This window comes from Sphingobium nicotianae (assembly GCF_018603885.1).
GTDB classification, from domain to species: Bacteria; Pseudomonadota; Alphaproteobacteria; order Sphingomonadales; family Sphingomonadaceae; genus Sphingobium; species Sphingobium nicotianae.
Genome location: NZ_JAHGAW010000015.1, coordinates 23,715 through 43,547, shown reverse-complemented (window position 1 = coordinate 43,547; position 19,833 = coordinate 23,715). Strand labels below are relative to the sequence as shown.

10 protein-coding genes are annotated in these 19,833 nt (G+C 66.9%); 5 read left to right on the top strand and 5 right to left on the bottom strand.

Annotated elements, in window-relative coordinates; genetic code table 11:
• The first annotated feature begins 191 nt into the window (after positions 1-191).
• On the top strand, positions 192-1,088 hold the full coding sequence (locus KK488_RS19470; RefSeq protein ID WP_214625384.1) for a hypothetical protein: 897 nt from the start codon (positions 192-194) through the stop codon (positions 1,086-1,088).
• 9 nt (positions 1,089-1,097) lie between these two features.
• Here the strand turns inward: KK488_RS19470 and KK488_RS19465 are convergent, their stop codons facing one another.
• Positions 1,098-2,453: an aminotransferase-like domain-containing protein gene (locus tag KK488_RS19465; RefSeq protein WP_214625383.1), complete on the bottom strand. Its 1,356-nt coding sequence runs from the start codon at positions 2,451-2,453 to the stop codon at positions 1,098-1,100.
• 76 nt (positions 2,454-2,529) lie between these two features.
• Between KK488_RS19465 and KK488_RS19460 the strand changes: the two genes are divergently transcribed.
• Positions 2,530-2,940 carry a DUF983 domain-containing protein gene (locus KK488_RS19460; protein WP_214625382.1) on the top strand — a complete coding sequence of 137 codons (411 nt, stop codon included), beginning with the start codon at positions 2,530-2,532 and terminating at the stop codon, positions 2,938-2,940.
• Entirely contained in the window at positions 2,937-3,152 is a 216-nt protein-coding gene (locus KK488_RS19455) for a hypothetical protein (protein WP_214625381.1), read from the top strand. Before KK488_RS19460 ends, KK488_RS19455 begins: the two co-directional genes overlap by 4 nt.
• Positions 3,153-3,253: 101 nt before the next feature.
• Here KK488_RS19455 and KK488_RS19450 read toward each other — a convergent pair whose 3' ends face one another.
• The 4 genes from KK488_RS19450 to KK488_RS19435 form a co-directional block, all read right to left on the bottom strand.
• The gene (locus KK488_RS19450) at positions 3,254-6,469 is read right to left on the bottom strand and encodes a TonB-dependent receptor domain-containing protein (RefSeq protein WP_214625380.1); all 3,216 of its coding nucleotides are present in this window, start codon (positions 6,467-6,469) and stop codon (positions 3,254-3,256) included.
• A 114-nt stretch (positions 6,470-6,583) separates the two neighbouring features.
• Positions 6,584-10,000: a TonB-dependent receptor gene (locus KK488_RS19445; RefSeq protein ID WP_250890787.1), complete on the bottom strand. Its 3,417-nt coding sequence runs from the start codon at positions 9,998-10,000 to the stop codon at positions 6,584-6,586.
• Positions 10,001-10,089: 89 nt separating this feature from the next.
• The gene (locus KK488_RS19440; protein WP_214625379.1) at positions 10,090-11,034 is read right to left on the bottom strand and encodes a FecR family protein; all 945 of its coding nucleotides are present in this window, start codon (positions 11,032-11,034) and stop codon (positions 10,090-10,092) included.
• Between the two features lie 22 nt (positions 11,035-11,056).
• Complete coding sequence (locus tag KK488_RS19435; RefSeq protein ID WP_214625378.1) at positions 11,057-11,674, bottom strand: RNA polymerase sigma factor; 618 nt, start codon at positions 11,672-11,674, stop codon at positions 11,057-11,059.
• A 219-nt stretch (positions 11,675-11,893) separates the two neighbouring features.
• On the opposite strand from KK488_RS19435, the gene KK488_RS19430 reads away from it, so the two are divergent.
• Complete coding sequence (locus KK488_RS19430; RefSeq protein WP_349356939.1) at positions 11,894-17,653, top strand: alpha-2-macroglobulin family protein; 5,760 nt, start codon at positions 11,894-11,896, stop codon at positions 17,651-17,653.
• Complete coding sequence (gene pbpC, locus KK488_RS19425; RefSeq protein WP_214625377.1) at positions 17,641-19,779, top strand: penicillin-binding protein 1C; 2,139 nt, start codon at positions 17,641-17,643, stop codon at positions 19,777-19,779. Before KK488_RS19430 ends, pbpC begins: the two co-directional genes overlap by 13 nt.
• Positions 19,780-19,833 lie beyond the last annotated feature (54 nt).

Sequence of the window (19,833 nt, the reverse complement as noted above, 5' to 3'; positions counted from 1 at the left end):
CAGGCACGCCGGGAATACCGAGCCTGACGGGTTGAACGAGAAGGCGCCGGTGAAATAGACGGCGCCGTTCGGCTTCACGACGACGTCGTTGGATCGGCCCGCTTTTCCTTCTGAAACGCCTCGGCAGATGCTAGCATCCGCGCCGTCGCCCGGCAGAGGCGCGCAGGGAATGTTCAGGGGAGAGGATGCCGATGCTCATTCGGTCAATTGCACTCGTGACAGCGGCGCTCGCGGCCTTTGCCGCGACAGCGGGCGCGCATGCCGAGGGCGCAGATTATTATCGCGGCGGGTGGCGGACTGATGCGGGCGAGCCGCATGTCTATCAGTTCGTGATCAGGGGTAACCGGGTCAGCGGCGTCTATTGCACCCAATGTGCCGACGGCACGACCCTTGCGCCGATCGTCGGCACCTTCGATGAAGCGACAGGTCTCGCTTTCACGATCCGACATCTGCGGCTCGATGGGTCGCTAATGTCCGAGGATCTGGCGACCGCCCGGTTGGTCAAAGGTCGGCTGATCGTGACCGGATCGCGTGGCGGGCCGGGCGGCGCGGCGTTCGAGCATCCGACGATCAAGGATCCGCGTGGTCCCGTCCCGTCGACGGGGCCGATCGCGGTGCTGCCGCCCGGGACCACGGCGCCACCGCTTCTCAAGCCCGCCAGTGGCATCGGCCGCGCGCCGCCTTATGTGCCGCCCGCGCCATGGCGATCCCTGACAGCGGCCGATGTGGTCGGCGTCTGGCTCGGCTTCGGTGTCGGCATGGACAAGCAATATTTCATCATCCGCCGCGACGGCGGCGGCCTGTTCGGCGTGGCATGCGGCCGGTGCGACAATCCCTACACGTTCGGCGCGCTCGAGAATTTCAGGATCGACGGCGACACGCTCAGCTTCGACATCGTGCATCAGGATTGGGGCGACGGGACGATCCTGCCGTTCGATCGCCACGTCACGGCGCATATCGCGATGAACGAGATGCGCATGGATGCGCGGCGACCCGATCAGACCGGCCCCGGCATCGTCGCATCGCTGGTCGGCCCGATCGCGATCGAGGCGACGGCGGGCAATGTCGTGGCCGAGCCCGCGAAATAGGCCGGCCGGTCAGGCTCGTGACGCCAGCGCTTCGGCGAGGACCGAAAGCGCCCGCTCCAAGCCATGATAATCGATCGCGCCGCCGACCGAGACGCGCATATGTGACGAGCGCGCGCTGCCCGAAACGTCGAACACGCGTCCCGGCACCGCAGACAGGCCCAGCGCCGCCACCCTCGCGACCAGGGCGTCGGCATCGGTGCGCCCGCGCAAATCCAGCCAGAAGTGATAGCCCTCGCGATGGGCGCGATAGGGCTGGCTGGCAAGCTGGCTCGCGACGATCCGCTGCCGCGCGATCGACTCGGCGCGCACGCCGGAGACCAACTCGGCGAACTGGCCGCTGCGGTGCCAGAGCGAGACAAGGGCGGCATTGAGCGGCGGGGCCATGACGGCAGTCTCGCTGATGTCCGTCGCCAGCATTGCCGCCTCGCGGGCCGATGGCGCCCGGACATAGGCGATGCGGATCACCGGAGAGATCAGCTTGGAGGTTCCGGCGATGTGCCAGCAGCACTCGGGCGCCAGCGCCGCGCAGGGCGGATGCGGTTCCGCGAGCAGTGGCCCATAAGCATCATCCTCCAGGATTATCGCATCGTGCTGCCGCGCCACTGCGACGATCTCGCCGCGTCGAGCCTGTCCCATCGTTGCGGTCGTGGGATTATCGATGGTGGGTGTCAGATAGATGGTCCGCGCCCCGGCCCGCAGCGCGGCGTCGAGCGCATCGGGCAGCATGCCCTCTTCGTCGGACGGGACGGCGACGAGCTGAAGGCGATAGCGTTTCGCGAGCGCGATCATCCCGGGATAGATGAACGGTGCGCAGCAGATCCGGTCGCGCGGCTTCAGCAGCGCGGCGACGACACCGTGCAGAGCGTGCTGCGATCCCGCCGTGATGGCAATCTGCTCCGGCCGGGTCGGGATGCCGCGTGCTGTCAGCATCGCGGCCCCGCGTGCACGATCCGATATGTTGCCGATGCTGGGCTGATATTGCAGGATCGGCGAGTGCCGGCCCGATCGGAGCAGCGCCGCCATGCCCGATCGGATCGCCTCGGGCAGCAGGTTGAAGCTTGGCTGTGGAGGCACATTCATGCCCGCTTCGCTCGCTGTCTCGCCGAACTTCGGCAGCGCGACATCGTTGCGCACGAAGGTGCCGAGCTTGCCCGCGCCTTCGACGAGGCCCGCATCGCGAACCAGGCCATAGGCCCGCGTGACCGTCGTCAGGTCGACGCCAAGGCGCCCGGCAAGCTCGCGATGGGTCGGCAAGCGCTCGCCGGGCCGCAGCGCGCCCGAACGGATCGCACCGGCAATGGCATCGGCGATGGCGGCATAGCGCGGGCCGGCGTCGAGCCGGATCAGGGAAAGCCAGTTCTGCATGGCGGCTCTGACATTTATGTATGATTACGATCTGCATACATAAAGCCTATATCGGCGCGGAACAAGGAACCGCGACATGGCACAGCAGATTGATCAGGAGGGCCGCGACTGGCCCAAGCTCGACCCGGTTCGCACCGGCATTCGCGGCCATTGTCCGCGTTGCGGCGAGGGGCATATCTTCGACGGCTTCCTGAAGATGCGAAAGGGCTGCGAGGTCTGTGGCCTGTCCTATGACTATGCCGATCCCGCCGATGGGCCGGCCTTCTTCGTCATCTGCTTCGCCTGCGTGCCGGCCGTGACTTTCGCGCTGCTGCTCCAGATCAAGTTTAGCCCGCCCTTCTGGGTGCATCTGTTGACCACCGTGCCGTTGACGCTTGCGACCTGCATCCTGCCCTTGCGCCCGCTCAAGGGCTGGCTGGTGTGCAGCCAATATTTCTTCAAGGCCGGCGAGGGGCGGGTCGTGGCGCCTCCAGCCCAGCCGACATGACGGAAACGACCGACATGGCGGCAGCGCGCGCGGCCGCAGCCCGGCATCTGCGCGATCAAGGTTATCCGGACGAGGCGGCCATCGTCGCAGCCGGGCAGGGCGACGATTTTGCCGAGGTTCGCATCGCGCTCTCGCTCTGGAAGATCATGCACAGCGCCAAGTCGCCGCCCGTGGCGCACCACGGCCGCCGGCTCGTCGGCGAGGAATGCTGATCGGCGTGGGACGCTGACCGTGCGGCTCGCTCGGCTGGCGTCCAAATAAAACCGGACCCCGCGAGGAGGGGCGGGATCCGGCGCAAGTTGTCTTCGAAGCGTCAGAACTTCAGGCGGGCGCCCGCTTTCCAGCGCATGCCGAAGGTATCGAAATAGACCGGGTTGGTGGGATAGGCCGCAGGGTTGGTCGGGCTCGTGCCAGGAGCGACCGGCGGCTTCTTGTCGAGTAGATTCTCGATCGCGCCGAAGACCTCGATATTCTGGTCGATGTCGGCGCCGAGCGGAATCTTGTACGACATGGCGACGTTGAAGTAGGTCGCCGAGTTCACCCGGTTGGTCGTGATGCTGTTCGCAATGTTCGGAGCATAGCCGGGATCTTCCGGACCGATCCGCTCGACGTTCAGAATACCCTTGCCGACATGGCGGACCGTGAGCGTGTAGTTGAAGCGCTCAGTGCTGTAGCCGATCAGCGCATTCCACATCCACTTGGGCGACGGATAGAAATCGCCGCCTTCGACGACAGGGCCCGACTGACCCGCATAGTCCCTGGCCACCGCGCCCGGACCCTGCTGCACCACGAAGTCATAGGTGTGATTGAGCAGGAAGCGCAGATCGAGGGAACCCGGCAGCGAGCCCTTCAGGTCGGACAACGGAAGCCGGTAGGAGGCCTCGAAGTCGAACCCGCGCGTGGTGATCAGGCCGACATTGGCCGAACCGGCATTGACCCGCGTGATGTCGAGCGGCGACGCGAAGGTGACGCGATCGCACAGCAGTCCGGAATCCCGGCAGAGATCGACAACCCGCTGCCCGCTGAGGTTGGCGATCGCGTCCTTCAGCTTGATCTGATACCAGTCCAGCGAGATCCGGAAGCCGCGCATGAAGGTCGGCGAGAACACGACGCCAGCGGTCGTGGTGTCTGCCTTTTCAGGCGCCAGGGTGAAATTGCCGCCGCTGTAGATCGGTGTGGCGTCGGCCGGATCGGCACCCACGACCCCGCCCGTGGCGGGATTGGTCTTGTTGAAGTTGTTGACCCGCCCCTGGGCAGTACCCGATTCGGTCGGAGCGGTTTTCATGAACAGTTCGCGGAAGCCGGCCGCGCGGATGTCGCGCGACTGGGTGGCGCGGAACCGCAGGCCGTCGAACACGTCATAGATGCCGCCGACCTTCCAGCTCGTCGCATTGATCGTCCGCGACTGACTGGTGAGCGTGTCGGTGCTCTTGTTCTTCGTGTAGCGGATCGCGCCGTTCAGCTCGAACATGTCGCCCAGAGCGGAATCGCGGAACACCGGCACGTTCGTTTCGAAGAATCCTTCGATCACACTGATTTTGCCGGCATAATCAAGGCCGAACGAGAACGCATAATCATTGGGATTGACGCCGCCATGGGTAACGTCGCCTTTGTCGTCGCGATAGTCGAGGCCGGCTGCCACGCTGATCGGCCCTGCGCCCCAACCCTGGAACGCCGTTCCCTGCACGCTGGCGGACAGGACATGCTGACGGAACTTGAAGTCCTCGACCGCCGGTCGCCAGGCGAAGGCGATCGCCTCCGGATTCATATTGCCGGACCCGAACAGATTGAGCGGCTTACAGGCCGCGTTGAGAGCCCTCAGCTGCGTCACATAGGCGCTCGAGAAGCGTCCGGCCGCCACACCTGCGGCGATGGTCGCCTCGTTCAGCGGACGACAGATGATTTGGCTGTTGGGGTTCGCCGGATCCTGTCGCACGGCATCGATCGCCATGAAGAAGGCATCGTTGTGGCGCGAATATTTGACGGACGAAAAGCGCTTGTTCTCGCCATACTGGTAGTAAGCATCCCAAGTCCAGTCGGCGAAGAGAGAGCCGCTGAGCCCGAGCACGCCGCGGAACGCCTGCGCATCGACCGAGATCTCATTGTCGAGCTCGTCGTCGGGATCCTTGCCGAGGCTGAACGTATAGGGGGCGATCGGATAAGGCGACGAGCCGGGCGCTTGGGGCGCATTCATGATCGCCGCCAGAGCAGGTGATAGGAAGGCGTTGTCGGCCTGGATCGACATGGTCGATCGGGTCGCAGCTGTCAGCGACCGGCTGTTCGCCTTCCGGTCCGCATAGGAAAGCTCTGTGGAGATCTTCAACGCGTCGGAGAGTTCATATTCCGCCGCGAGATAGGTCGAGTAGCGCTTGACCGGCGTCTGGATATATTGGTCGCGATAGGCGCCGTCATTGTCGCCGCCGAGCGCGACGCCGCCGACCAGCTTCGGCCCGAAGAGGCCAGGGTCATAGTCGCTGACCGTCTGGCCGTTGGGCGAGAAGACCTTGTCGACCAGCGCTGGCGGCGGGTTCACCGCCGGGAAAACGGCGTTGTAGGCGGTCCCGGTCGTGCTCCCCGCCTGATAGAAGTTGCGGATGACGCCATAGGTCGAGTTGTAGACCAGCCCCAGACCGCGACCGATGATGAAGTTGGGCAGGCCGGCCCCGATGGACCCCGGGACATTGTACCCAACCGTATTGGACGGCCCCGATCGGCCGGCCTGGTTCTGGTTGAGCGTCGTGCGGTCGTTACGGTCGTAACCAGGACGAATGGCGCCCTGGTTGGCAACGGTGCCCCAGCTTTCCGCGCACCATTCGCGCACGTCGGCGCATTGTCCGATGCCCTTGTTGCGCTGATATTCGCCGCCGATCATGATATGGCCGCGGCCGTCGGCGAAGTTGAGGCCGTAGGCCGCTGCCGCGTGCAGGGACTTGCCGTCGCCGCGCCCGGTCTGTCCGTAATCGATCTGGCCCTTGAAGCCGGTGAACGTGTTGTCGAGGATGATGTTGACGACGCCGGCGATGGCGTCGGAACCATAGGCCGCCGAAGCGCCGCCGGTAACGGTTTCGACCCGGCCGATCAACACCGACGGAATGAGGTTGAGATCGACCTGGCCGCCGTCCGACGTCGGGATGAAGCGCCGGGTGTTCACCAGCGTGAGCGTGCGGGTGCCGAAGGTCGGGTTGAGGCCGCGAAGGTTGGCGAACTGCGAGCCGGCGTTGGCCGAAAGGCTCGTGCCCGACGTCGCGTCGGACTGCGACGCGATGTTCTGCGGCATCAGCTTGACGACTTCCGCCGCGTTGGTCTGGCCCAGATTCTGGATCAAGCCTGCGTCGACAACCGTCACGGGAACCGGCGAGTCGAAGCCGTCCTTCTTGATGCGCGATCCGGTGACGAGGATTTCTCCGCCTCCGGCCGCGCCCTCTTCGGTCGCTTGCGGCTCGGTCTGCGCTGCGGCCAAGGACGGCAGGATCAGTGCCGCCAGCGCGGTGCCGCGAATGAGTATCGCCCGTGTCGATGAGATGTTCATGCTCGTCCCCTCCTTCGCCTGCGTTTCTCGCATGACGCTGTGGGATGAGATGCGCGGGGCAGGCGGAATCCGCCGCCGCAAGGGTAAAATTTTCTGCTCAGTGCTGATCGGCGTTCAGAACTGCACGCGCACGCCCGCCTTCCAGCGCATACCGAACGTGTCGAAGAAGACCGGATTGGTGGGATAGGCGGAGACCAGCACGGTGGTTGTTCCGCCTGGCGCCACGGGCGGCTTGAGGTCGAACAGATTCTCGATCGACCCGAACAATTCGATCATCTGATCTTCGCTGCCGACCGGCAGTTCATACGACACGGCCAGATTGACGTAAGTGCGCGACGGGACGCGATTGATATTGACGCTGTTCGGCAGGGTTGGCGCATAGCCGGCATCCTCGGGGCCGGTCCATTCGCGGTTGAGGATGCCCTGGCCGACATGGCGCAGGGTCATTGTCGTGTTGAAGCCCGGCCCGTCATAGGCAATCAGCGCGTTCCACATCCATTTGGGCGTCGGATAGAAGTCGCCGCCTTCCACAGCCGGTCCGGACTGGCCGGCATAGTTGATGGTCGGGATGCCTTCGCTCTGCTTCACCTGGAAATCATATTGGTGATTGAGCAGGAAGCGGACGTCGAGTGTCCCGTCCAGCGAAGCCGTGAGGCTGGTCAGCGGCAGGCGATAGGAGGCCTCGAAATCGAAGCCGCGAATCTCGATCTTGCCGACATTGGCCTGTCCCGCGTCGATCCGGACGATGTCGGTGGGCGAGGCGAAGCTGATCCGGTCGCACAGGACCTTGTAGCCGATGCACAGATCGGTGACGCGCTGGCCGTTGAGGTTGGCGATCGCGTCCCTGACCTTGATCTGGTACCAGTCGAGCGACACCCGCACGCCGCTCAGGAAACCCGGCGTGAGTACGGTACCGATCGTCGTGGTGTCGGCCTTCTCGGCGGTCAGGCCGAAATTGCCGCCACTGAAGATCGGCGTGTTGTCGTTCTTGTTCGGCCCGGCGATGTTCGGATTGTTGACGCGCCCCTGGATCGTGCCTTCGTCGGTCGGCGCCGTCTTCTGGAACAGTTCGCGGAACCCAGCGGCGCGGATATCGCGCGACCAGGTGGCCCGCAGCCGTATGCCGTCGATCATGTCGTAGATCGCGCCGATCTTCCAGCTCGCCGCGTCGGTCGAGCGTGACTGGCCGGTCAGCGTGTCGCTGCTCCTGTTGAGCGTATAGCGCAGCGCGCCGTTCAGCTCGAGATAATCGCCCAGGCCGAAGTCGCGCAGCGTCGGTACGTTGGTTTCCACGAACGTCTCGGTGACATTGATCCTGCCGGCATAGTCGAGCCCGAACGCGCCGGCATAGGCATTGGGGTTGACGCCGCCATGCGTAACTTCGCCCTGCTCGGCCCGGTGATCGATCCCCGCCGCCACGCCGATCGGCCCGGCGCCCCAGCCTGCCGAGAGCGTTCCTTGCACGCTCCCGGCCAGGGCATGCTGGCGATAGCGGAAATCCTCGCCGACATCCCGCCACACGAAGGCGATCGCCGCCGGGTCCATATTGCCGATGCCGAACAGATTGAGCGGCACGCAAGAGGCGTAGAGCGCCTGCAACTCCGCCTGATAGGCAGGCGTGAAGGTCGCCAGGGTCGCCGGCGAAAGCGGCCGGCAGATGATCCGACCGGGATTGGCGGGATCGCGGATCGCATCGATCGCCATCACGAAGGCGTCGTTCTGCCGCGCATAATTGGCCCGGGCGTGCCGCCGGCTGTCGCCATATTGATAGTAAGCGTCCCAGGTCCAGTTGGCGAGGAGCTTGCCGCTGAGGCCGATTACGCCACGGAACACCTCGGCATTGACGCGCTGGACGTTGCGCAGCTCATTGTCGACATCCTTGCCCAGGCTGAAGCTGGCGCCGTTCATGGCCGCGACGACCGAAGGCGGCAGAAAGGCGTTGTCGGGCTTGATGGCCATGGTCGAGCGCGTCGCCGAGACGATCGACGGCGCCGTGGACCTCCGCCCGGCATAGATGAGCTCGGCGGAGAGTTTCAGCGCGTCGCTCAGCTCATATTCGGTCGACACATAGCTCGTATAGCGCTCCAGCGGCGTCTGGATTGCCTGATCGGAGTAAGCCGAGAGATTGTCGCCGCCCTGGGCCTGACCACCGACATTCTTTGGTCCATAGGCGCCCGGGTCATAGTCCATGACGGACTTGCCATCCGCCGAGAAGACCTTGTCGACGGCGGCGAGCGGCGGCTGGATGGCCGGGGCGATGTTGGAGAAGGCGGTCGTGCTGACGCTGGCCGGCGCCGTGAAATTGCGGATCGCGCCATAGGGCGACATGTAGATCATGCCCGAGCGCGGGTCGACGATATAGTTGGGCGCACCATAGCCGAAGGAACCGGGAACATTGTAGCCCGAGATGTTCGCCGGCGTGTTGAGCGTGCCGGGCTGAATGCCAGCCGCGTTAACGAAAATGCCCCAGCTTTCCGCGCACCAGCTGCGAACCTGCGCGCAACGTGAGATGCCGCGATTGCGCTGATATTCGGCGCCAACCACGATATGTCCCCGCCCCCCCGCGACCTTGAAACCATGGGCGGCGGCGGCATGAAAGGACTGGCCGTCGCCGCGCGCGGTCTGGCCATGGTCGACCACGCCTTTGAAGCCCTCCAGCTTGTTGTCGAGGATGATGTTGACGACGCCAGCCACCGCGTCGGATCCATAGGCCGCCGACGCGCCGCCGGTGACCGTCTCGACCCGTCCGAACAGGACCGAGGGAATGAGGTTGAGGTCGACCTGGCCGCCGGTCGAGGTCGGCACGAAGCGCCGGCTGTTGACCAGCGTCAGCGTCCGCGTGCCGAAGGTCGGGTTGAGGCCGCGCAGATTGGCGAACGCTGCACCGATGTCGGCCGAGAAGCCGTTGCCGGCCGTCGCGTCGGATTGCGTCGCGATGTTCTGGGGGATCAGCCGCACGACATCGGCCGCGTTGCCATGGCCCAGGTGACGGATCAGGCTGGCATCGATGACCGTGAGCGGAACGGGGGAATCATAGCCGCTGGTCTTCAGTCGCGATCCGGTGATGAGGATGTCGCCGCCGCCCACCTGCGTCGCGGCCGCGGCCCGGGCAGCATCGTCCTGTGCCTGCGTTCTGAGGATCGCCCGCCGGGCGGGAAGGGGCGGCGGTTCAGTCGCGCCGGAACGCGCAGACCGGGTCCCTGCCAGCTCGGGCGGCCGCACGGGCGCGGGGGGCATCGCCAGCGTGATGGTGTTATTGGCATCCGCCACGATGCGAATGCCGGTGCCTTCCAGCATCGCCTTGAGCGCGGCGCGGATCTCGTAGGTCCCCTTGATGCCCTTGGTCCGCAGATTCCGCAGCCGGCTGCCGGGCGCAATGATCTGGATGCCCGCCTGCCGCGCGAACAAAGTGATGGCGCGGTTTGCAGGCTGGCTGGGGATGTCGAAACTGCGCTGTTGTGCCAGTGCCGCGTCCGGCAGGCAGAAAACGGACGCCGCTATGCCACAGGCAAGAACTGTCCCCCTTGGCAAGATGCTTGAGCCTCTCCCGTGTCCGCCCGCCATGGCGCAGGCTTTATAAGCAAGCGTCCGGCCGGTTGTGCCCGGTCCGCGCGCCCATACTAGCGGGAGAGTATTATACCGCCGGCACTCGATTGCACATGGAGATTGAGGCTGAGCGCGACCGCCCGGGCAAATCCCTCGGGATTGTTCGCCGCGTAGAGTCCCGTGACCGTTTCGGCACCGACGGTCGGATCGCCGATCCCGATCCTACGATCGCTGTAGCGCGCGAATTCGTCGGCCGCCTGCCGCAGCGGCGTGTCCTCGAAGGAGAGCATGCCTTCCTGCCAGGAGAGCTCGCGCCGCAGCGTCTCGGGCGCGATGTTGCGTGCGATGAACGCGCCGTTGGCGGGCAGGGTCGCCTGCATATTGGCGCGCAGCAGGCGCGGTTCCGATGTGTCGCGCCGAACCTCGACGCTGCCTTCGCACACCCGGACCTTGAGCAGCTCGTCATCGAGCCGGCAGACGGTAAAGGTTGCGTTCTGCGCGCGCAGCGCGGTGTCGCCGGCCTCGACGATCAAAGGCGCGTGCTCGGCCGTCGCCACCTTGAACAGTGCTTCGCCACGGGTCAGCGCTACGGTCCGATGTTCGCCGTCGATCGTGACGGCTATGCTGGAATCGGTGTTGAGCGTGACTGTCGAGCCGTCTTCGAGCGGCACGAGGCGCGTCTCGCCCCGGCTGGTCTCATAGATTTTCGCTGAAGCCCGCTTGAGCGGCAGGACCATGGCAAAGACGCCCGTAGCCGCGATCGCCGACGCGCCGATCAGCAGCTTGCGCCGCGTCAGCCGTCGTGGGGCCGGTTGTCCGTCGGTGATCGATGCGGGGTCGGCGGGGTCCGGCGTGAAAGCGGTCGGCTCGAAGTCAGAGCCCAGCGCCTTGGCGCGCTTGGCGTGGACGAGCACGGCCTGGGCGCGGGCGAAGGCGCCGACCCGGCGGAGGTCGCCCTCCAGCCACATGTCGAAGGCGGTCTGCTCGTCCTCATCGAGCACGGCCTCGTCGATCCGCATCGCCCAGGACGCTGCGGCTTCGTCAATCTCGGAACTGCTCTCTCGCGTTGTCATGCCGAGGCTGGTCGTCCCTCAGGGTTCGATCCCTAGATGCTTCGGATGCATCCGTTCCGCCTCTGCCAAGTTGTCGCACGAAGGTCGATAGGCTTTTCGCCAGGCTTTTCTGAACGGCATTCGGGGACATGCCCAATCGATCACCAATTTCACGGTGTGAAAGATCGTGGACGAGGCGCAGCGTCATTGCCGTCCGGGCCGGCTTGGGAAGCGCCCCGATCATCGTGGCGAGCAGATGCAATTGTTGCCGATCGGAGATCTGGATATCAGGCCCGGGTTCGTCCGAGGCAATAGCCAACTGCTCGATCTGCTCGACAGCCTGGATCGATACCACGCGCGCGCGACGCACATGCATCAGGATGACCGAGCGGGCGATCTGGTAGAAATAGGCTTTGGGATTGCGGATCGCCTCCACGTCCTCAAGCGTCGCCAGCTTGGCATAAGCCTCCTGGATGATGTCGTCGGCATCCAGCCCGTCGGGCACCCGCCAGCGATGAAGCTGCGCTCGCAGAGCCGGCTCGTGCGGCAGGATATGCCGGCTGAGCCAGACCGCTCTCTCGTTCGAGAAATGGTACTTGCCGGGCACGGCGTGCCTTCCCCTTTTTAGGGCATCCTCAATCTTTTTCCGGTCCCGCTGTGTCCGCGAAACTCGTATCGATGACTATGTCTCGCCGGGAATTGAGTCAACGACGTGCCTTGCCCGAGGCGGCAGCATGACGTGCCTCCAGCGGTACTGATCCATCATGGACAGGCGCGCCGGGATGAACGAAGCTTGCCCCTCGAATCACCGTTGGGGGAGGCGATCATGCGCGCCATGAGAACGAGCCATCGCTGGCTGCTGGCCCTGCTGGGCGCTCTGGTCCTGCCCTTCGCGGCCCAAGGGGACAGCGGTCCGCAGGTCACGCTGGCGGTCGCCGGCAACGCCGGCCCCGCGAGCGGCGCGATCGAGCGTTTCACCCTGCGTTTCTCCGAGCCGATGGTGCCGCTCGGCGATCCGCGCGCGACGCCGGCGGCGACCAGTGATTGCCCGGTGCCGGCCAAGGGTCGCTGGGTTGATCAACAGACTTTCGTGCTGGATTTCGACACTCCGCTGCCGGGCGGGCTCTCCTGCGCGGTCACGTTGCGCGCGGGGATCACAACGCTCAAGGGCAGCCGCCTGTCCGGCACCAGCCGCTTCCCGATCGACACCGGCGGGCCATCGGTCCGCGCTGTCCTTGCGCCCGGTTATGATTATGAGATTGACGAGGATCAGGTCTTCCTCGTCGCCACCAATGTTCCTGCCGACGCCCGTTCGGTTGCTGCGCAGGCGGCCTGCGCCGTCGACGGAATCGGCGAGACGATCGCCGTCGACGTGCTGCCTGCGAGTGTCCCGGGGCAGTTGCTCGCCGGTCTCGGTGAAACCAACTGGCGGGTCAGCAGCTTCCTGAGCGAGGCAGGCCTCCCCAGCAAATTACCGGCCGACGCCAGGACGCGCGCCAATGCGCTCGCCAGCGTAATGGCACTGCGCTGCCGCCGCCCGTTGCCGCCCGAGCGCGATGTTGCCCTCCTGTGGACCGCCGGCATCGTCGATCATGGCGGCAAGGCGGCCGGGCGCGACCAGCGCTTCGATTTCAAGGTGCGCAAGGCCTTCACAGCCCGGTTCGAGTGCGGCCGGGTGAACGGCGGCGCGGCCTGCGATCCGATCCGCCCCGCCTCGGTCCATTTCTCCGCGCCGGTCCCGCGCGAGAAGGCGCTGGCCGTGCGCCTGCGCCTCGCCGATGGGAGCGAGCGCAGCCCGAAGCTCTCCGATGACGACAAGAATGACGCGCAGGTCGCCGATCTCCAGTTCGCCGGGCCATTCCCGGCGCTGACCGGCGCGACCGTCGTCCTGCCGGAGGGGATCACCGATCTTTCCGGCCGCAAGCTCAGCAATGGCGAGCGGTTTCCGCTCGCCGTGCGCTTCGATGCGCAGCCGCCGCTGGTCAAGTTCGCCGCCGGCTTCGGCATTCTCGAGGCAAGCGAAGGTGGCGTCCTGCCTGTGACGGTGCGCGCGGTCGAGCCGTCACTGGCGGGCAAGGCGACCGCCATCGCCGGCAAGAGCGCGAAGATCGCGGACAGCGACGCCGCCATCGCCGACTGGCTGCGCAAGCTCGATAAGGCGGAGGAGAGCGACTATGAGGAGGTTGATCATAAGGACGGCACGACCACCACGATCAACCACACGCGCGAGAAGCCGATTCTGACCAGCGGCGGCACCGCGATGACCCTCGGCCTGCCGGGCAAGGGCAAGGATTTCGAGGTCGTCGGCATCCCGCTCAAATCCTATGGCTTCCATGTCGTCGAGCTGGCCAGCCCGGCGCTCGGCAGGGCGCTCTTGGGGCGCAACAACGTCACCCGCTATGTTGCGGCCGGCACGCTGGTCACCGACATGGCCGTGCATTTCAAATGGGGTCGGGAAAGCTCGCTGGTCTGGGTGACGGCGCTCAAGAGCGGCGCGCCCGTCGCCAATGCCGCCATCCATGTGACGGATAGCTGCACCGGCAAGCCGATCGTCTGGGGCAGCACCGATGGTGCCGGGCGACTGTTGATCCGCGGCAAGCTCGCCGAGCCGGAGACAGGCGGTTCCTGCAACGACGAGTCCAGTCATCCGCTGATGGTCTCTGCGCGCTTGGGCGAGGATATGAGCTTCACCCTGACAAGCTGGACGCAGGGCATCGCGCCCTATGATTTCGAGCTGCCGTTCGGCTGGTCGGCGCCTGAGGACATCATCCACACCATCTTCGACCGCGCACTCGTCCGCGTCGGCGAGAGGGTGCACATGAAGCATGTCCTGCGCCATCCCTCCGCCGCCGGCTTCGCGTTCGCCAGGGGCTTCTCGGGCAAGCTCACGCTCAGCCATCTCGGCTCGGACACGCAGTTCACGATGCCCGTGACGATCAGCGCCTCGGGGAGCGGCGAGACCGAATGGGCCGTGCCGCAGGGCGCGCCGCTTGGCGACTATTCGCTGCGCTTCGAGATTGATGGGCGCACCGTCTATACCGAGCAGTCGGTGCGCGTGGACGAATATCGCCTGCCGACGATGCGCGCGACCGTGACCGGCCCGGCTGAGGCGCTGGTGCGCCCGACTGCCGTGCCGCTCTCGCTCTATGTCGGCTATCTCTCGGGCGGCGGGGCAGGACAACTGCCGGTGACTTTGCGCACCGATTTCGCGAGCTACGTCCCCGCGCCCGACGGCTGGGACGGCTATCAGTTCGGCGGCGCGGACGTCGTGCCGGGCACACGGCCGCTCGATGACCAGCGTGAGGCGCCGAGCGCGCCTCTGCCCTATGCCCAGACCTTGCCGGTAACCCTGGGCGCCGACGGTACGGTCAAGGCCAGCGTCGATGTCAACCAGCAGGTGACGCAGCCGCTCGGCCTGACGGTCGAAATGGACTATCCCGATGCCAATGGCGAGACGCTGACCGCCAGCCGGCACCTGACGCTCTATCCGTCCGCTGTGCAGCTCGGCGTCAAGACCGACGGCTGGATGATGAAGAATGACGATCTGCGCCTGCAGTTCGTCGCGCTCGATCTCAGCGGCAAGCCGCTGAGCGGCCAGACCGTCAACGTGAAGCTCTATTCGCGCGAGATCATCACCGCGCGGCGCCGTCTGATCGGCGGTTTCTACGCCTATGACAATCAGGAGAAGGTGACCGAGATCGGCGCGACCTGCACCGCGCGCACCGACAGCCTCGGCCGCGCCGGCTGCGCGCTCGATCCCGGCACCTCGGGCGAGGTGACGGTCGTCGCGACGACGATGGACGCGCAGGGGCGGGTGGCGCGCGCGGTCCGCACCGTGTGGCTGGCGGGCGAGGACGACTGGTGGTTCGGCGGCGACAATGGCGACCGCATGGATGTCATCCCCGAGCAGACCGCCTACAAGGCCGGCGAGACCGGGCGCTTCCAGGTGCGCATGCCGTTCCGTTCGGCGACGGCGCTGGTGACGGTCGAACGCGAGGGCGTGCTCTCCAGTTTCGTGACCCAGCTCTCGGGCAAGGATCCCGTCGTCGAGGTGGCGATGCCCGGTGCCTATGCGCCCAACGTCTATGTGTCGGTCATGGCCGTGCGCGGTCGCGTCGGCGGCTTCAAGCTGTGGCTGGCCGATCTGGCGCGGCGCTGGCACCTGCCCTTCTTCTCGCGCGAAGGTGCGGCGCCGACCGCCCTGGTCGATCTCGCCAAGCCGAGCTATCGGCTGGGCATCGCCAAGGTGAAGGTCGGCTGGGAAGCGCATAGGCTGGCCGTGGCGGTGAAGGCCGACCGACCCAAATATGCGGTGCGCGACACAGCCAGTGTCAGCCTCTCGGTCAAGGATCCGTCGGGCAGGCCGGCGCGCGGTGCCGACGTCGCCTTCGTCGCGGTCGATGAAGCGCTTCTCCAGCTCATGCCCAATCCCAGCTGGAACATCCTCGATGCGATGATGGGCGAGCGGTCGCTGTCGGTCATCACCTCGACCGCGCAGATGCAGGTCGTCGGCAAGCGCCATTATGGCAAGAAGGCGGTCGCGGCCGGCGGTGGCGGCGGTGGTGACGCCTCGGCGGTCAATCGCGAGAATTTCCAGCCCGTTTTGCTCTGGCGCGGCCATGTCGCGCTCGATGCCAATGGTAACGCGCGCGTGCCGGTCCCGCTCCCGGATGCGCTGACCAGCTTCAGGCTCGTCGCGATCGCGACGGACGGCGCGCAGCTGTTCGGCACTGGCGAAACCAGCGTGCGCACCGCGCAGAATCTCTCCATCTATTCCGGCATGCCGCCGCTGGTGCGGACCGGCGACTGGTACGGCGCGATCTACACGCTGCGCAACGGCTCCGATCATGCCATGACGGTCACCGCGACGCCCGCGATCGAGCCGGCCTATGTCAAGGTCGCGCCGATCAGCGTCACTATTCCCGCCGGCGGCGCGACGACCGTGCGCTGGAACCTCCGCGCGCCCGGCAATCCGGTGACGCTGCGCTGGACGGTCACCGCGCGCTCGGCGGACGGCAAGGACAATGACAAGGTCACGGCGAGCCAGGATGTCGTGCCCGCCGTGCCGGTCGAAACCTGGGCGGCGAGCCTTTATCGCGTCGGCGAGGGCGCGGCGCCGACCATCGCCTGGCCGGCGGGCGCGCTGCCGGGCGGCTGGGTCGACGTGGCGCTGTCCGACACGCTGGCGCCGCCGCTCGCGGGCGTGCGCAGCTACATGACCGACTATCCCTATAATTGCTTCGAGCAGCGGCTGTCGCGCATCGTCGCGACCGGCGACACGGGCGGCTGGACGGCACTGGCCGCGTCGATGCCGACCTATCTCGATAGCGACGGGCTGCTGCGTTACTGGCCGATCGCCGACGTGCAGGGTTCGCCGGAACTGACAGCGTACGCGCTGGCGGTGACCTCCGCGGCGGGGCTCGCCATCCCCGATGAGTCCCGCGCGAAAATGATCGCGGCCCTGCGCTCGGTGGTCGAAAGGCGGCTGACGCGCGATCGCAAGTTCGTCGGCGACGACCGGCTGCTGCGCATCGCGTCGCTGGCCGCGCTGGCGCGGGCCGGGGCGGCCGATCCCGCCTTGATCGCCGCGATCGACATGGTCCCGGCAGACATGCCGACCAGTGCGCTGGCCGACTGGATCATCGCGCTTGATCGCGTGCCGAGTGCCGCGCGCTCGGCGCAGATGCGCGCGACCGCGGAAGGCGAGCTGCGCAAGCGCCTCGTCTATGAGGGCACGCGTCTCGACCTTGCCGACCAGAAGAATGCACCCTGGTGGATGATGACCAGCGGCGACGAGATGGCGATCAAGGCGCTGGACGCCGTGCTCGGCAAGCCCGGCTGGGCGGCCGAGGCGCCGCGCATGATGACCGGCGTCGCTCAGCGGCAATGGCATGGCCATTGGGACACCACTCCTGCCAATGCCTGGGGCGCGGTCGTCGCCCGGCGCTTCGGCGGGCTCTATCCGGCAAGCGCGGTGACGGGCGCGACGCGCGTGGCGCTGGGGCCGAACAGCCGCACGGTCGCCTGGCCGCTCGCGGCGAATGCCGGGCCGGTGCGCCTGCCGCTGGTGCCGGGACCGATGAGCCTTAGCCAGACGGGCGGGGTAGGCCCGTGGGCAACGGTGAGCGTGCGCGCCGCCGTGCCGTTGCGTGCGCCGCTGATGGCGGGCTATCGCCTCTCCCGCGCGATCAGCGTCGTCTCGGCGCGGCAGCAGGGCCGGTTCAGCCAGGGTGACGTGATCCGCGTCAAGCTGACGATCGAGGCGAGCGCCGAGCGGACCTGGGTGGTGATCAGCGATCCGCTGCCGCCCGGCGCGACGGTGGTCTCCGATCTCGGCGGCCAGTCGGCGTTGCTCAAGCAGGGCGAGGCGAGCGAGGGCAGCTGGCCGGCCTATGTCGAGAAGGGCCGTGACGCCTGGCGGGCTTATTACGACTGGCTGCCGCGCGGCACGACCACGATAGAATATACGCTGCGGCTGAACGGCATCGGCCACTTCACGCTGCCGCCGAGCCGGGTCGAGGCGATGTATTCGCCCGCGATCCGCGCGCAGCTGCCGGTCGCGCCGATCACGATATGGGCGCGCTGAGCCGCCTGCCGGGGCCGATCCGCCGTTGGGGTCCGGTTGGCGCGCTGGTCGCGCTGATCGCGGCCGGCTCGACGCTGGATGTGCTGAGCCGGCCGCCCGACCTGCCCGCGTTCGCCGGGGTCCGCGATGGGTGGAAGCCCAGCGAGGCCTGGCTCTACGATCGCAACGGCAAGCTGCTCGATCGCATCCGCGTCGACTATGCAGCGCGGCGTCTCGCCTGGACCCCGCTCGATGCGGTGAGCCCGGCGATGCGCGATACGATCATTGCGGCGGAGGATAGGCGCTTCGTCAGCCATCAGGGTGTCGACTGGCTCGCCGTCGCGGGCGGTCTCTGGGCCAAGGCGACGCGCCGTCATGATCGCGGCGCCTCCACGATCAGCATGCAACTCGCCGCCTTCCTTTCGCCGGACATCGCCGCGCCCGGCGCGCGTGGCTGGCTGGACAAGGTCCGCCAGATGCGCGCCGCCCGCGCCATCGAGCAGGGCTGGAGCAAGGACCAGATCCTCGAAGCCTATCTCAATCTCGCGCCGTTCCGGGGCGAGACGCAGGGGATCGGCGCGAGCGCGCTGACGCTCTTCGGCAAGCTCCCCGCCGCGCTCGACAAGCGCGAGGCGGCGCTGACGGCGGCGCTGCTGCCCAATCCGGCGGCACGGCCGGATCAGCTCGCGGCGCGGGCCTGCCGCCTGGTGCCGGGCGCCGATTGCAATGTCCTTGCCGCCATGGCCGCGCGGATGGTCGCGCCCGGGCGGCTGCAGGCGCTCGATCCGGGGATTGCGCCGCATCTCGCCCAACGCCTGCTCCGCAAACCGGGCACACGCATCACCACCACGCTCGACGCCGCCGTGCAGCAGGTCGCGGTGCAGGCACTGCGCCACCAGTTGCTCGGCCTCGGCCCGACGCGCGCGCGCGACGGCGCCGCCATCGTGCTCGACAACGCGACCGGCGACGTGCTGGCTTATGTCGGCGGCGTCGGCCTTTCCTCCACCGCGGCGGCGGTCGACGGCGCCAATGCGCTGCGCCAGGCCGGCTCGACCTTCAAGCCCTTCCTCTATGCCCAGCTCATCGAGCGCAAATGGCTGACCGCCGGATCGATCCTGGAAGACAGTCCGGTCCAGCTCGATACCGCCTCGGGCCTCTATGTGCCGCGCAATTACGACAACAGCTTCCTCGGCCCGGTCTCGGTGCGCCGCGCGCTGGCCAACAGCCTCAATGTTCCCGCAGTGCGCGCCCTCGTCCTCGACGGCGTGCAGAGCTTCCGCGACCGCCTGTTCGATCTCGGTTACACCGACCTCAGCGGCGACGGCGATTATTATGGCTTCTCGCTGGCGCTCGGCTCGGCGGAAGTGACCCTGCTCCAGCAGGCCAATGCCTATCGCGCGCTCGCCAATCTCGGCCGCTGGTCGCCCGCCCGCCTGCGCAACGAGGATGCGCGCGCCGCGCCGCGCGCGCTGTTCGACTCCGGCGCCGCCTGGATCGTCGCGGACATCCTCGCCGATGCCGGCGCCCGCGCGGCGACCTTCGGCGTCGACAGCGCGCTGCGCCTGCCGTTCTGGGCCGCCGCCAAGACCGGCACCTCCAAGGGCATGCGCGATAATTGGTGCATCGGCTTTTCGGATCGCTTCACCGTCGCCGTCTGGGTCGGCAATCTCGAGGGCGATTCCATGCGCTCGGTCTCTGGCACGAGCGGCGCCGCGCCCGTCTGGCGCGATATCATGATGGCGCTGCATCGGGGCCGCCCCGGCAAGGCGGCGGCGCGTCCTGCCAATGTGAGCGGCACGCACGTCACGTTCGTGAGCGGCACCGAGCAGGCCCGCACCGAATGGTTCCTTGCCGGGACGGGTCAGGCAGTGCTCGCCCAGGCCCCCGCCTCGGCCCGGCGCCCGCACATCACCAATCCCGTCTCCGGCAGCGTCTACGCCTATGATCCCGACATTCCCGCGCGCCAGCAGGCGCTCGGCGTGGTGGTCAACGGTGCGGCGACGTCGCATCGCCTCTCGCTCGACGGTCGCCCGATGGGTGGCGCGCAGGAGGCCGTGCAGCTTCCGCTCATCCCTGGCAGCCATCTCCTCGCCCTGCTGGACGAGAGCGGGCGGCGGGTGGACCAGGTCCGCTTCACGGTGCGGTGAGACGCCTGCGGATTTGCCGCTTCTCGCGCTCGCCCCATTGTGGCAGTCCCTGAG

Coding starts and splice junctions, on each gene's coding strand:
- KK488_RS19470 (WP_214625384.1), top strand. CDS start 192: ATGCTCATTCGGTCAATTGCACTCGTGACAGCGGCGCTCGCGGCCTTT.
- KK488_RS19465 (WP_214625383.1), bottom strand. CDS start 2,453: ATGCAGAACTGGCTTTCCCTGATCCGGCTCGACGCCGGCCCGCGCTAT.
- KK488_RS19460 (WP_214625382.1), top strand. CDS start 2,530: ATGGCACAGCAGATTGATCAGGAGGGCCGCGACTGGCCCAAGCTCGAC.
- KK488_RS19455 (WP_214625381.1), top strand. CDS start 2,937: ATGACGGAAACGACCGACATGGCGGCAGCGCGCGCGGCCGCAGCCCGG.
- KK488_RS19450 (WP_214625380.1), bottom strand. CDS start 6,469: ATGAACATCTCATCGACACGGGCGATACTCATTCGCGGCACCGCGCTG.
- KK488_RS19440 (WP_214625379.1), bottom strand. CDS start 11,034: ATGCGGATCGACGAGGCCGTGCTCGATGAGGACGAGCAGACCGCCTTC.
- KK488_RS19430 (WP_349356939.1), top strand. CDS start 11,894: ATGCGCGCCATGAGAACGAGCCATCGCTGGCTGCTGGCCCTGCTGGGC.
- pbpC (WP_214625377.1), top strand. CDS start 17,641: ATGGGCGCGCTGAGCCGCCTGCCGGGGCCGATCCGCCGTTGGGGTCCG.